This is a genomic window from Mycolicibacterium peregrinum (assembly GCF_001665625.1).
GTDB lineage: Bacteria > Actinomycetota > Actinomycetes > Mycobacteriales > Mycobacteriaceae > Mycobacterium > Mycobacterium peregrinum_B.
Genome location: NZ_LZSY01000158.1, coordinates 84,954 through 99,161, shown reverse-complemented (window position 1 = coordinate 99,161; position 14,208 = coordinate 84,954). Strand labels below are relative to the sequence as shown.

Sequence of the window (14,208 nt, the reverse complement as noted above, 5' to 3'; positions counted from 1 at the left end):
GTGAGCGATGGTTCAGGTACCTCAGGCACGACCCAGGCGCGTCGACCTGGTGTTCGCGCGGCCGCGCCCTGCCGAGACCATCGCGATCGCGGTTGGCGAGACAGCGTTCGGCTACCGGTATGCCGCGGTGGGGGAGTCCTGGTCGTGCGCAGGAGCGGTGGCGGCGCCCAATCCGGAGGTGGCGGTGCTGGATGCCATCGACGCGGTCCGCGCCGGACACCCGGAGCCGAAGCGGTTCCGATTCGTCGTGAACCTGTCCTGTGGGAGTCCGCTGTGGCGCTACGCCGGGCAGCTCTCCGAGGCGGCGAGGGACTGGTGGATCGAACGCCCTGACCACGCTGATCGGTCACTGCTGGCGGCTGCCGTCGCGTGCCTGCAGAACGCCTGCCCGGCGCAGCCGGTGCCGCACCCGTCGTCGCGACCTGTCGACGGCGGGCCCGTCACCGTGGCGACCGACGGCTCGGTGCGGCACCGGCACGCCGGGTTCGGTTGGCTCGCTTCGTCCGGGGACCACGGTCTGGCCGGGTACCGGTCGTCGCCCAGACGAGTCGGTACCGAACCGGTGCTCGTTGCCGAGCTGCGCGCGATCGGCGCCGCGGTGTCCGCGTTGCCCCGCCACCACCTGACGGTGTTGTCCGACAGCCGGCTCGCCATCGCCACGGTGAACCGCTGGAAGCGAGGCGAGCCGTCCATGCCCGCCGACTACCCCGCGGAGCTGCCTGACCGCGACCACTGCCTGCACGCCGCCCGACGCCGCATCTACGTCGAACGCAACCGAATCGAATTGCGTTGGGTTCCAGGTCATTCTGGTGATCCACTGAACGAGGGCGCCGACGCGTTGGCGCGGTTGGGCTCACGGTACCGACGCGGCGACGCCGATCTCGATGACGACGAGTACCGCCGCCGCGGCGCGGGCATCGCGGAGGCGTTCGCCGCGGAGTTCCGTCGGGTCGCTCGCGTGCCGGCTTAGTGTTGCGTGCCCACCCAATCACACGTGCAGCGCAAGGCAGAGTTGGACGTCGCCCAACACTCCAGCCCGGAAAGCGTCGATGCGGGCAAAGCCTGCCGGCACCGACTTCCCGTTCACGTCTGAGGCAGCCAACCCATTGGTGAGCAGACCGGCCACCGCCTCATCGAGATCACCCGCGGTGAGCGCCACCGTGTTGCCGTCTGGAGTACTGACCTGGCGAGCCAGCTTTGCCGTCGCCACGCCCGTCAGGCAGGCAGTACGCAGCCCCGCCTCGGGGGAATCCAGCGGCAGGCCCTGGGCATGCTGCAGCGCCAGCATGTAGCGCGAGATCAGCACCGAGTAGGCGGTGTTGTCACCGGAGAGCCCGTTCCCGCCGCGTGGAGCGCCCAATTTCTTCAGCCCAGGCAGATCGACGGCGATGATGTTGGACGCCGGACAAAAGGACACCGGAGGCGTTGGCCGCGCGTCCGGGCATTTGGCTGCGGACGCCACATTGAATGACAGCGCAGGCGGATCGGCCGGTTTGAACAGGATGGTCAGCGCCGCGACGACGGACTTCACCGACTCGCCCGACACCGGCCATTCGCCGGATTGCCCCCGCTGCAGGGCGACCGGCAGATCGCCGCGGCGCCCCTTGACCTCCGCGGCGTCAATGCGTTTGCATTCCGACGGGCCGTCGGCGAACCCGAACTGGAATGCCGAAATGCGCTCGAACGCCGAGCCGTGTTCGCCACCGCCGCCCGCCGGCGTCCTCTTCCCGGTGAGCAGGGGATCGCGGAAGGACAACATGCCCGCCAGTTGGTTGTTGAGTCCGGAACCGGTGGACAAGGTGAAGCGACGCGATTTTCCTTCGGCGACCCAGCGCATGTAGGCACCGGCGAAGCAGTCGGCCTGCTGCTCGGCGACGAGTACCGACGTGTTCGGGGAGTTGAGTCGGGCTTGGTGCTGCACGGCGTGGCCATACTCGTGTGCCAGCACCATGGTGACGGCCATATCGCCGTACGCCGTGCGCAGGCCGGGCAGCAGAACCCCGCGGTCCCACCCGATGGAACTGTCCGCTGAGCAGAAGGCGGCATTGACCAGGCCGGCGGTGCCCGATCCGCAGAAGGATCCGCCCCTGGCTTCGGAATCCCACGAAATAAGCTGCTGCACAGGGGAGAACGTGCCCGGGAAGGCATCGCCCCAGGCTCCCTTCCAATAGTCTTCGACGTCGCTGACCGCTTGCGCGGCAAGGACGTCGACAGAACCCCCATCCGTGCCTTTGGCCGTGCGGGCCGGCTTCGGGGCCCCTGCCCGTAGCCCCGACGGCCCTTCGGTGACGCGCATGCCCGCCACGACGGCGGGATCAAAGGAATCGGTCTTGCCGCCAAGGCGCGAGCCGCAACCCGACACCATCAACACGACGACGAACGTCATTGCAGCCCAGCGAAGCTGCCGTTGGATCCACGGGGTCATCCGGTCACCACCTTCGGGCGTCAGCGGCCACGCCCCAACCTGCAAACAATAACGCGCACCGTCCGCGGTCGGCGGCGATCCACGGTGCGCGCCCCGTGAATCCGACCTGAACTGCTTTCGGCTCAGCACGACTGACCATCATCGGTGTGGAAGACTCCGGACGAGCCCGCGGTGCGCTGGTGATCGGGCGCCCCGTTGCGGCTTCGTCCTGATGACGCGCGCGGCAGATGGGGGAACGCCCGATGATCGAGCGGCTGACCGACGCTCAAACAATCGGCCTGGCGATGGCGATCCTGGGCGTCATGTTCATCGCCGGATGGCTGCTGCGTCGCATCCGTGTTCTGCGGGCGTTGTACATCCCGGCCAGCGTCGTCGCCGGATTCCTCGTATTGGCGCTCGGCCCCCAGGTCCTCGGCCGGATCACCGGGACGAACGGTCTGTTCCCCAGCGCCGTCGTGGACGTCTGGCGGGTGATGCCCGGCCTGATGATCAACGTCGTGTTCGGCGCGATCATGATCGGCAAAACGCTGCCCAGGCCCAGGCAACTGTGGCAGGCCGCTGCGCCCCACGCCCTGTTCGGCACGTTCCTGTCGCTGGGGCAGTTCGCCTTGGGAGGCGTCGCGGTGCTGCTGTTGCTCGAGCCCGTCTTCGATCTTCCGCCCGAATCCGGTTCCCTGCTGGAGATGTCGTTCGCCGGCGGCCACGGCACGATCGCCGGCATGGGCGAACTGCTGACCGACGCGGGAGCTCCCGAACTCATCGACGTGGGTCTCGCGCTCGCCACGATCAGCATGATCACCGGTGTCGTCGTGGGAACGGCCCTGGTGCGGTGGGCGGTGCGCAGCCCCAAAGTGACAGTGATGCGAAACTCGGTTCCCGAGGCCACCGAGGATTACGACATCGACCGCGTCCACGTCTCACCGGCCGATCAGCGGCCCGTTTCCGATGCCGGCATCCATCCGGCCACGTTCGCTTTCGCGTTGATCGCCGCGGCGATCCTGGTGGCAGTCGGGCTGCTGTGGTCGTTGCGGGCAGCGGCGCACCTGTTCAGCTCGGACATCTTCGACACCTTTCCGCTGTTCCCCTTGGCGGTGATCGGCGGCTTCGTCGTTCAGTGGGTGGCCACCAGGACGGGGCAGGCGCACAAGATCGACAAACGGTCGGTCGCCGGCATTTCTTCGGTCGCACTGGACGCGCTGCTGGTGTGCGCGATCGGCACGATGTCCTTGTCGGTACTCGGCTCGAATGTGCCGGCAATACTCGTCTTCACCGTGATCGGCGTGCTGTGGAGCACGGTGGCCCTCCTGTGGTTGGGACGCCGATTTCATCCGATCCACTGGTTCGAGCACGCGATCGCCGATTTCGGACAGTCACAGGGCAATGTCGCGACCGGGTTCGTCCTGGCCGATATGGTCGACCCGGAACGGCGCACGAGCACTGCTGACGACTACGGGTACAAGCAGTTGCCCTATGAGCCGATCCTCGGCGGCGGATTGCTCACCGCGATGTCCGTACCGCTGATCACCGGAATTGGGTTGCCCGCCTTCACGATCGCCAGCTTCGTCTTGTTGGCTCTGGTGGGAGTGTGGGGGATGCGTCGCCGGAGCACGAGCAGAGCGGCGTAGCGAAGCGGTGCGTGACGGGTTGTCAGATGGCCTATGTCGACTGGACCGGGGCTGGCTCGCGCGCAGAGACCTTTCGCGTTCGCATGTAGAGCCACAGCAGCACCGCCGCGAATCCCGCGATCCCGACGACCTCAGCGAACGTCCCGTCATTGCCGGGGAAGATCGCGAAGGGGTCGTCGCTCCCGGTGCCGGCGACGAAACCGGCGAACACGACGCCATAGAGGCTCTCGCCGACGATCATGCCGGTGGCCAGCAGCACGCCGAGGCGCTTCTTGCGGTCGACATCGCCACCGGTCCGGTCCGCCCACTTGTTGTAGAACCAGCCCAGCAGTGAGCCGAGCGGGATGATCAGCGTCAGGCTCATCGGTAGGTACATGCCCATCCCGACGGCCAGCGGCGGCAGGCTGAACCGTGATGTGCGGGTGAGGATTTCGTCGACGATCACGATCACCACCCCGATCGCCGCACCCAGTCCGATCAGCGACCAGTCCAGCGACCCACCGAACACGCCCTTGGCGAGCGAGGAGATCAGCGCGGCCTGCGGGGCGGCCAGGGCGTGGTCGGTGGCCCCGGGCGCACCGAGAAAGCCGAAGGCCTGCTGCATCAGGTCGAGCACCGGCGGGATGATCGCCGAGCCGAACAAAACCCCAATCACCAAGGCCACTTGCTGTTTCCACGGTGTAGCGCCGACGAGTTGGCCAGTCTTGAGGTCTTGCAGGTTGTCGTTGGAGATGGTGGCGACGCCGAAGGTAACGGCCGCGACGAACAGCGTGAACGCCACCAGCGCGGTGGACTGGTCGCTGTCGGCGCGACCGAAGGCCACCTTGATCACCAGCGCGGCGATCAGCACGGTCAGGATGCCGACCCCGGAGATTGGGCTGTTCGAGGAGCCGATCAGGCCGGCCATGTAGCCGCACACCGCGGCGATGATCAGGCCGATGACGAAGATGAACACCAGGCTCGCCACGATGATCCCGACCGAACTGCCCTGCAGTGCGGTGCCGCGCGAAAAGTCCCACAGCAGCGCCGCGATCGGGATCAGCATCGCCACGATAACCCCCACGACGAGGGGGAACGGGATGTCGCGTTGGGTGATGTCGACCAGCTGGCCATCCCGTCGCTCCCGCGCCGAGGCCATCGCCTCGGTGATGCCTTTGACGATGGGGCGCAGGATCTTCAGCAGCGTCCACACCGCGGCCACCGCGATGGCGCCGGCGCCGATGAACCGCACCTCGTGCACGAACACGCCGTCGATCACGTCGGCGACCGGCTCGCCGGTGCCGAACGTGCCGATGGTGCGGATCGGCAGCAGCACCCCGAAGGAGATGATCAACCCGACCAGCATCGCGATGCCGACGGTCATCCCGATCAGATGCCCCACCCCGATCAGTGCCAGCGACAGGCTGGCGCCGAACATCGAACCGCCTGCCCCGATGCGGAAGAACGCCGCGACATAGTTGGCCAGCACCTTCAGATTGGCCAGCAGTCCAAATCCCGCCGAGACCAGCGCGCCGAACGCGATCACCCGGATACCGACACGGTTCTCCTCGTGGCCCCGCGTGCTGTCGCCGACCTTGAGGACCTCGGCGGCGGCCACCCCTTCCGGATAGGGCAGATCGGAGCCGGTCACCAGGGCGCGGCGCAGCGGAATCGAGTACATGACGCCGAGGATGCCGCCGACCGCACACACCGCCACTGTCATCCAGTACGGGAACCCGGTCCACCAGCCGATCATGATCAGCCCGGGCAGCACGAAGATGATCGCCGACAGCGTGCCGGCTGCCGAAGCGACGGTCTGCACGATGTTGTTCTCGACGATGGAGTGGTTGGCGAAGTTTCGCAGGATGGCCATCGAGATCACCGCGGCCGGGATGGCGGTGGCGAACGTCAGGCCGACCTTGAGGCCGAGGTAGACGTTGGCGGCGGTGAACACCAGCGTGATCGCGCCGCCCAGCAGGATGCCGCGGACGGTGAGCTCGCGCAGCGTCGGGGTGGCGGGAGTGACTGGGCTTTCCGTGGCCAACTCGGCATCCTCTCGTTTGCTGGTGAGTACACGGTAGGCACTGGGTGGCGGCAACGCTGGGTGATCGGCTCACAGACACGAGCTGGCAATAGCGACCTCAGGATCTGCCAATACCCGGGTGTGTTCGAGAAGACTTTTCGAAAAATGAATCCTGGGTACCTGAGTCCGGCCTACTCAACTGTATTCGACGCGCGTGAAAGTTCTGTCGTACGGTCAGAGTCATGACTGTCTACAACTTGGCATTTGAATGGACAGACACTAATCGACATTGGTTTATCGAAGTACCGATTCGGATCGTGGCATACGTCGCCCTTGCGTTAATCATGCGTTTTTTGCTGCATCGAATGATCGATCGGGCTACCACTGGGCGGGCCGTCAAAGCCAATAGCGGAGAGGTGGAGGGGCAAGCGAGAAAGCCACCGCTGCTCCGCTACTTGCGGGACCGAGGGTCTGCAACAGAGAGCAGTGCGCGACTGGCGGCACGTCGTCAACAGCGCGCGCAGACCATCGGGTCCGTGCTGAAGTCAACGGTGTCGATCGTGCTGCTGGTCTGGGTGGTGCTGGCCATTCTGAGCGTGCTCGGAGTGAACATTGCGCCCTTTATCGCCTCGGCCGGTGTGGTCGGGCTGGCCATCGGGTTTGGCGCGCAAAACCTCGTCCGCGATTTTGTCAGCGGCGTGTTCATGCTGCTGGAGGATCAATACGGGGTCGGTGACACCGTCGACGTCGGCGACGTCGTCGGAGAAGTGCAAAGCGTCGGGCTGCGCATCACCACCATTCGCGACATCGACGGCACCCTCTGGTACGTCCGCAACGGGGAGATCGCCCGCGTCGGCAACATGAGCCAGGACTATGCCGTGGCCCGCGTCGAGGTACCTGTTGCCCTGACCGCGGACGTCGACCAGGCCGAGCAGGTGGCGCTCGACGCCGCCAAGCAGGCCGTCTCCGATCCTCTCATCGCGCGAAAAGTGATGGGAGAGCCGGAAATGCTGGGCGTACAAGAGTTCTCGGCTGACCAGGTCACATTGCGGATGACCGTGAAGACCCGGCCGAACGCGCAATGGTCGGTGCAGCGCCGGCTACGCCGAGAGATCCTGCGGGCCTACGACGAGAACGACATCGACCTTCCCTATCCGCAGGGACGCATACACGCCGTCGTAGGTGGTCGCGAGCCCGAGTAGGACTGTGTTTGAATGTGCAGTCGTTCGTCGCAAGAGCGAAAAATGGCAAACAAACTGCACATTCGTCGCAGAGCGTGGAATTCGACTCGGCCGGATCAAACCCAACTGATCAACCCGACAGCGGGGCTACGATCAAAAAATGGCTCGGGCCAGTTTGGTGCTGTTGTCAGGGGTCGTGATCGCGGGGTTCACGGGCGTCACCGCGCCGGTCGCGTACGCCGAACCTGCGCCGCCATGTGCCTTCACGTTGTCCCCGCCCGCCGTCGTTCATGTCGATGGAGCTGACATGGTGAGCGTGACCGTATCGCCGGACGCGTGCGGAGCGCCGGCAGATCCCCGCTTCAGCGTGGCGTGCGTGCAGCGTCAGGACAACGCTTCGCCCATCCAATGCAACCAGGGCAGGGGAGCCCAACCGGCGCAGGTGCTGACGCCCTACCGACCTGGAGCGACCTACGTGTCCACCGGTCGGGCATGCGGCGGTTGGATGGGCATCGCGGAGATCGCTCCACAGTGCCAGGTGCTCGGCCCGATCTCGGCGCCGCTGTAATCACGCGTCGCCCACCGTTCATCTGTGCAATCCCTGTCAGTCACCTGTGGGAGGCAGGCTCGTGCGACGCACCGGCACAACTGAAGAGGGTGGCGAATGACAACGGCGAGACGGGCCGCAGCGGTGACCACGGCGGCAACGCTGATCCTGGCGGGCTGCACCACGCAGGACCGCAAGCCAGAATCGAGCACCCCGAAGGCGACGTCGCCGATCGACTGGAACCTGCCCGACGCGGACCGCTACCACCGCACGGCCACCTATCCGGTGTATCTCAACAAGCCAACTGCGGATCCGGTCGACAAGGAAACCGTCGCCGAGATCTCCACCGTCACCCCGGACGGCAACACGCTCATCTACACCGACGCCGCCGCCAAGCGCATCGGCTTCGTCGACATCACAGATCCCGCCAAACCTGCCGGTAAAGGCACGCTCTCCCTCGCGGAGTTGGGCCACAAGGACGACCAGCCGACGTCGGTGGCGGCCGTGAAAGACCACGTCCTCGTCGTCGTCGACACCACCTGCGGCGACTTCGCGCACCCGTCCGGACGCGTCGACATCGTGCGGACCGCCGACCGCACCCGCGTGCACAGCATCGACCTGGGCGGTCAGCCCGACTCGATCGCCATCAGCCCCGACGGCACGTTCGCCGCGATCGCCATGGAGAACCAACGCAACGAGGAGTTCACCCCGCCGGGCAAGGAGGAAGGCGACGTGCCCCAGCCGCCGACCGGGTTCGTGCAACTCATCGACCTGCAGGGTGCGCCGAACAGCTGGACACCCCGCAAGGTGGATTTCGATGTCGACGCGGCGCGGAAAGCCGGCCTGGACACCCCCGAAGACCTCGAACCCGAATACGTCAGCATCAACTCCCGCGGCCAGGTCGCGGTGACCCTGCAGGAAAACAACGGCATCGCCGTCATCGACGGACACACCGGCACGGTCACCAAGATCTTCAGCGCCGGACGCCAATCCATCGACGGCATCGACACCAAAGAAGACGACACGATCGACCAAACCGGCTCGATCAAGGACACCCCGCGCGAACCGGACGCCATCGGCTGGATCGGTGACGACTACTTCGCCACCGCCAACGAAGGCGACTGGAAGGGCGGCACCCGCGGCTGGACGATCTTCGACGCGAGCACCGGCAAGGTGGTGTGGGACGCCGGCAACTCGTTCGAACAACTCGCGGTGCGTACCGGCCTGCACATCGAAGGCCGCGCCGAAGCCAAAGGCCCTGAACCGGAAGGCCTAGCCATCACCACGATCGGTGGCCGCCCCACCGCGCTGATCGCATCGGAGCGCAGCAACTTCGTCGCCGTGTACGACGTGAGTGAACCGGCCGCTCCGAGGTTCCGGCAGATCCTGCCGACCACGCCCGGCCCCGAAGGCGTCCTGCCGATCCCGTCGCGCAACCTCCTGGCCATCTCCTCGGAAGCCGACGACGCCGAGGCCCACGTGCGAGCGTCGGTCAACCTCTACGGCTACGGCGACGCATTCAAAGCCGAAGGGAAACCGAACTTTCCGTCCATCGTCTCTGGCGACATCGACGGCAAGCCGATCGGCTGGGGCGCCCTCGGCGCACTGTCGGCCGACCCGCACGACGGCAACCGGCTCTACACCGCCACCGACAGCGCCTATGGCCCGGCCCGCATCCTCGGCATCGACGTGGCACAGCAGCCCGCACTGATCGACACCGAACTGCCGATCACCGAAAACGGCACCCCGGTCACGCTAGACACCGAGGGTGTATCTGCCCGCCCCGACGGCGGTTTCGTGCTGGCGGTCGAAGGCGAAGACGGTCCCGGCAACCAAGTGGTCTACGTCGCCGCCGACGGCCGGATCGAGAAGCGGGTGCCGCTGCCCAACGACATTGCGGCCCAGCTGGGTAGCCAGGGCTTCGAGGGCGTCGCTGTCGACGGCGACGCCGTCTGGGTGGTGCTGCAACGGGAGCTCAAGTCCGACCCGAAGGGTGTGGTCCGCATCGGGCGCTACACGCCGGCCGGGGACAAGTGGGAATGGTTCGGCTACCAGTTGGAGCCCACCCACACCAAGGACGACTGGATCGGCGTTTCCGAAATCGCCGTCCACAACGGTGAATTGCTGATCCTTGAGCGCGACAAACTCAACGGTCCCGACGCACGGCTCAAAGCGCTGTACCGCGTGACGATTCCCGACGTTCCTGGCGTGACGTCGGCCGCCGGCAAGCCAACGGTGCTTCCGAAGACGTTGGCCCGCAATCTGGTACCGGACTTGCAGGCCACCAAGGGCTATGTGCAGGAGAAGGCCGAAGGCTTCGCGATCGCCGGAAACCAGAACCTGTACGTCGTCACCGACAACGACGGGCTCGACGACGCGAACGGTGAGACGGTGTTCCTCGATCTCGGCCCGGCTGCCGAAGCCCTCAGGGGTTAGAGCGGGGGTGTAGCCCTTTCGGGGCACTGTGTCGAGTGTGCAGCTTTTGGTGGGGAAACGTCGAAAATTTGTGGAAAAGCTGCACATTCGCCACAGCGGCTGGAGTGCGACATCCTCGCCGGACAAATCCGGCCTCGATCGTGGTTTTACCGTCAACGGGTAGCTGATGACATGTCATGATGACCCGCATGACGGGGGTGTTCATCCGGTCCGACAGGCTGTTGATCTTCGGTGGCCTGGCCGTCTGTGTGGTGGCCGGGCTGTCCCATTACGGCGGCTGGCCGCACCTGGTCGGCTTCGTCGTCAGTGCCCTGGCCGTCACAGTGTTGGCCTCGTTGGTCGGGCTGGCCGTCGAGCAACTCGGTGACCGGTTCGGACCCGGAGCCACCGGCGTCCTGCAATCCGCGCTCGGCAATCTGCCGGAGTTGTTCATCTGCATCTTCGCGCTCAAGGCCGGACTGGTGGACGTGGTGCGCGCCGCGCTCGTCGGTTCCATCCTGGCCAACCTGCTGCTGGTGTTGGGCCTGGCGTTCCTGGTCGGCGGCTTGAAACACGGCCCGCAGAAGCTCGGCTCCGCCCAGGTCAGGACCATCCTCGTGCTGATGGTGTTGTCGGTGACGGCCATGGCGATTCCGTCGATCGCCCACGAGGTGCACGCGCCGGCGTCCGAGCACGAAGTGTCCTTCTCGATGATCGTGTCGGTCGTCCTGCTGGTGCTGTTCGGACTGTCGTTGCCGTATTCGCTGAGCCGTGACAAGAACAAGACCAGCGAGCCGGTGCCCCAGCCGCACAAAGAACAGCCACGCTGGCCGGTCGGTTTGGCGATCGGCATGCTCGCCATCGCGGGCGGATTGGCGGCATTCGTCTCCGATTGGTTCGTCGCCGCGCTGGAACCGGCGATGGACTCGCTGCACATCTCGCAGGCATTCGCCGGTCTGGTGATCGTGGCCATCGCGGGCAACGCGGTGGAGAACGTCGTCGGTGTACAACTGGCCGCCAAAAACCAATCGGAGTACGCCTTCTCGATCATCCTCAACAGCCCGATCCAGATCGCGCTCGTGCTGGCGCCGGTGCTCGTATTGGTCAGTCAGATCTTCGGGCTCGCCTCACTGACCCTGGTGTTCGGGCCGATGCTGATCGTCGCGCTGTTGGTGGCCGTCGTGCTGGCGGCGATCATCGCCTTCGACGGGGAGTCCACCTGGCTGGAAGGCGCGGCACTGATCGCGTTGTACTGCATCATCGCCGCGTCGTTCTGGTGGGGCTGACGGGCTCGACGGAGCCCTAGACGGCGAACGCCAACCAGTAGCCGATCGCGATCATCCCGACATACCCGAAGATCCCGACCGGGATGCCGATCAGGGGCGTCCACTTGCGCCATGCGGCCACCGCGGCACCCGCGACGGCCAGGACCGTGCCGGTCACCAGACACATCCACGGAATCCACACCAGGACGTTCTGGCCTTTCGCGGACAGTTGGCACACCTTGTCAGTGACGCCTTCATGACAGGGGTCGGTCGCCATGGCCAGCGGCAACATCATCACGGACGCCACGACGAAGCCGAAAACACCCATGACGCCGAGCAATACGACGAACCACACCCAGTGCTTGCCCTGATTGCGTTCAGCGGCAGGCAGGTCCGGGGTGGTCATCGATCAGCCTTCCGCCGCCACCAACGACCCCAGCTTGATGTCGGGGTTGTCGCGCTGGAAACCCTCCAGCCGCCACGGCGTCGAGAACAGCACGAGCATGACCCCGTCGCTGCGGGTCAACACCTCGGCTGACACCTGACGGTTCACGAAGTCGGCGTCCTCCGGGGAGACAACCCGCGCGACCTGATAGGGCAGGTTCTCCAGTGCGATCGGCGCGCTGAGCTCGGTGGCCATCCGGTGCGCGGCCACCTCGAACTGCATCGGACCGACCGCGGCGAACACCGGCGCCTGGTCGCCGCGCTTGTCCGAGCGCAGGATCTGCACGACGCCTTCCTGCTCCAGCTGCTCGATGCCCTTGCGGAACTGCTTGTGCTTGCTCGGGTCGGTACCGCGGGCGACTGCGAAATGCTCCGGGGAGAAGCTGGGGATCGGCGGGTACACCACCGGGACGTCGCGGTAGAGGGTGTCGCCGGGGCGCAGCGCGGCGGCGTTGGCCAACCCGATCACATCGCCGGGCCAGGCGTCGTCGAGCGTCGAGCGCTGCTGACCGAACACCGACTGCGCGTACTTGGTGACGAACGGCTTGCCGGTGGCGGCGTGGGTGAGCACGTCGCCGCGCTCGAACGTCCCCGAGACCACCCGCGCATACGCGATGCGGTCGCGGTGCGAGCTGTCCATACCGGCCTGCACCTTGAACACGAACGCGCTGAACGGCGAATCGACCGCCCGCCGCACACCGTCGACATCGACCGACCCACTGGGCGCCGGGGCCAACTCGACCAGCACGTCGAGCAACTGGTTCACGCCGAAGTTCAACGCGGCCGAGGTGAACAGCACCGGCGAGGACTCGCCGGACAGGAACGTCTCCCGGTCGTAGTCGGAGCCGTCCATCGACAACAGTTCGGACTCCTCGACCGCGGTGTCCCAGTCATCGCCGGCGGCGGCGTGGGCATCGGCGGCGGCGATGTGCTCCTCGGGGGCGGCCGTGGCGCCACCCGCGGTGCGGGTGAACCGGATGAACTTCTCGGCCCGACGGTCCATCACACCCTTGAAATCACCGGCGATGCCCACCGGCCAGGTCAGGGGAGTGGTGCGCAGCCCGATCCGCTCGTGGATCTCGTCCATCAACTCCAGCGCGTGACGGCCCGGGCGGTCCCACTTGTTGATCACCGTGATGATCGGGATGCCCCGGTGCTTACACACCTGGAACAGCTTCAGCGTCTGCGGCTCGAGGCCCTTCGCGGCATCGATGAGCATGACCGCACAGTCCACGGCCGTCAGCACCCGGTAGGTGTCCTCGGAGAAGTCGGCGTGCCCGGGGGTGTCGAGCAGGTTGATGACGCAGTCGCGGTAGGGGAACTGCAGCGCCGTCGAGGTGATCGAGATGCCGCGGGCCTTCTCCATGTCCATCCAGTCCGACACCGTGGAGCGCCGGCCCGCCTTGCCGTGGATCGCGCCGGCCTCGGTGATCACCCGGGCGTGCAGCGCCAGCGCCTCGGTGAGCGTGGACTTACCGGCGTCGGGGTGGCTGATGACCGCGAAGGTTCGGCGACGGGCCGCCTCGGCCGCGATCTTGGCAGCTTGGGCGGTTTTGGCGGCGGGGGCGTCGAGGGCGTTTTCGGTCATCTCGACTAGCGATGGTATGGCGGTTTGGGGACAAACCCGTAATCGAGCGGGTCGTTTCCCGGAGCAGGCATGATCGTCCGTGATGAACATCTGCGTCTTCCTGTCCGCCGCCGACCTCGATGAGCGCTACACCGAACCGGCGCGCACCTTCGCCGAACTGCTGGGCAAGGGCGGCCACACGCTCGTGTGGGGCGGGTCCGACAAGGGCTTGATGAAGGTCGTGGCCGACGGAGTGCAGGCCGGTGGCGGCAGGTTGGTCGGGATCTCGGTCGAGTTCCTGCGACAGCAGGCCAGGCCGGGCGCCGACGAGATGGTGATCACCGCAGATCTGTCCGAACGCAAGGCACTGCTGCTGGAGCGCTCCGACGCGCTGGTGGTGATGGCCGGTGGGCTCGGCACCCTCGACGAGGCCACCGAGATCCTGGAACTGCGCAAGCACCGGCGCCACGACAAGCCCGTCGTGTTGCTGAACACCGCCGGCTTCTACGACGGCCTGATGATCCAGTTGCGCCGGATGGAGCAGGACGGGTTCCTGCCCGTGCCGCTGGACGAGCTGGTGTTCGTCGCCGAGGAACCCGCCGCGGCGATGGAGTACCTCGAGCGTGGCGTCGGCTGACGCAACGACGCTGACGCCACGACACTGTCACGACTCGCCCACATCCCCTGGGCCTTGTGCTCGCGCTGAAGCGGACCCGGCTACCATTGAGACACTGATC

The 14,208-nt window shown here is 66.2% G+C and carries 11 protein-coding genes; 7 read left to right on the top strand and 4 right to left on the bottom strand.

Annotation, left to right across the window (positions count from 1 at the left end):
• The first annotated feature begins 7 nt into the window (after window positions 1-7).
• On the top strand, window positions 8-970 hold the full coding sequence (locus A5779_RS24765; RefSeq protein ID WP_064886372.1) for a ribonuclease HI: 963 nt from the start codon (window positions 8-10) through the stop codon (window positions 968-970).
• A gap of 18 nt (window positions 971-988) precedes the next feature.
• On the opposite strand, the gene A5779_RS24760 is transcribed toward A5779_RS24765, so the two are convergent.
• Window positions 989-2,425, bottom strand: coding sequence for a neutral zinc metallopeptidase (locus A5779_RS24760; RefSeq protein WP_064886371.1), 1,437 nt, complete (start codon window positions 2,423-2,425; stop codon window positions 989-991).
• 242 nt (window positions 2,426-2,667) lie between these two features.
• On the opposite strand from A5779_RS24760, the gene A5779_RS24755 reads away from it, so the two are divergent.
• A complete protein-coding gene (locus tag A5779_RS24755; protein WP_064886404.1) occupies window positions 2,668-4,050 on the top strand; it encodes a sodium/glutamate symporter in 1,383 nt (460 codons plus the stop codon).
• Between the two features lie 31 nt (window positions 4,051-4,081).
• Here the strand turns inward: A5779_RS24755 and A5779_RS24750 are convergent, their stop codons facing one another.
• Window positions 4,082-6,073 carry an OPT family oligopeptide transporter gene (locus tag A5779_RS24750; RefSeq protein WP_064886403.1) on the bottom strand — a complete coding sequence of 664 codons (1,992 nt, stop codon included), beginning with the start codon at window positions 6,071-6,073 and terminating at the stop codon, window positions 4,082-4,084.
• 221 nt (window positions 6,074-6,294) lie between these two features.
• Here A5779_RS24750 and A5779_RS24745 point away from each other — a divergent pair, with 221 nt between their 5' ends.
• The 4 genes from A5779_RS24745 (at window position 6,295) to cax (ending at window position 11,481) form a co-directional block, all read left to right on the top strand.
• On the top strand, window positions 6,295-7,254 hold the full coding sequence (locus A5779_RS24745; protein WP_064886370.1) for a mechanosensitive ion channel family protein: 960 nt from the start codon (window positions 6,295-6,297) through the stop codon (window positions 7,252-7,254).
• A 139-nt stretch (window positions 7,255-7,393) separates the two neighbouring features.
• Window positions 7,394-7,801 (top strand): hypothetical protein, encoded by a 408-nt coding sequence (locus A5779_RS24740; RefSeq protein ID WP_064886369.1) that lies wholly within the window; start codon window positions 7,394-7,396, stop codon window positions 7,799-7,801.
• A 96-nt stretch (window positions 7,802-7,897) separates the two neighbouring features.
• A complete protein-coding gene (locus tag A5779_RS24735; RefSeq protein WP_064886368.1) occupies window positions 7,898-10,216 on the top strand; it encodes an esterase-like activity of phytase family protein in 2,319 nt (772 codons plus the stop codon).
• Window positions 10,217-10,404: 188 nt separating this feature from the next.
• Window positions 10,405-11,481, top strand: coding sequence for a calcium/proton exchanger (gene cax / locus A5779_RS24730; RefSeq protein ID WP_082941840.1), 1,077 nt, complete (start codon window positions 10,405-10,407; stop codon window positions 11,479-11,481).
• A 16-nt stretch (window positions 11,482-11,497) separates the two neighbouring features.
• Here the strand turns inward: cax and A5779_RS24725 are convergent, their stop codons facing one another.
• Together A5779_RS24725 and A5779_RS24720 are read right to left on the bottom strand one after the other, a co-directional pair.
• Entirely contained in the window at window positions 11,498-11,866 is a 369-nt protein-coding gene (locus A5779_RS24725; RefSeq protein ID WP_064886366.1) for a hypothetical protein, read from the bottom strand.
• A gap of 3 nt (window positions 11,867-11,869) precedes the next feature.
• The gene (locus A5779_RS24720) at window positions 11,870-13,492 is read right to left on the bottom strand and encodes a peptide chain release factor 3 (RefSeq protein ID WP_064886365.1); all 1,623 of its coding nucleotides are present in this window, start codon (window positions 13,490-13,492) and stop codon (window positions 11,870-11,872) included.
• 82 nt (window positions 13,493-13,574) lie between these two features.
• Between A5779_RS24720 and A5779_RS24715 the strand changes: the two genes are divergently transcribed.
• Window positions 13,575-14,108 (top strand): LOG family protein, encoded by a 534-nt coding sequence (locus A5779_RS24715; RefSeq protein ID WP_064886364.1) that lies wholly within the window; start codon window positions 13,575-13,577, stop codon window positions 14,106-14,108.
• Window positions 14,109-14,208 lie beyond the last annotated feature (100 nt).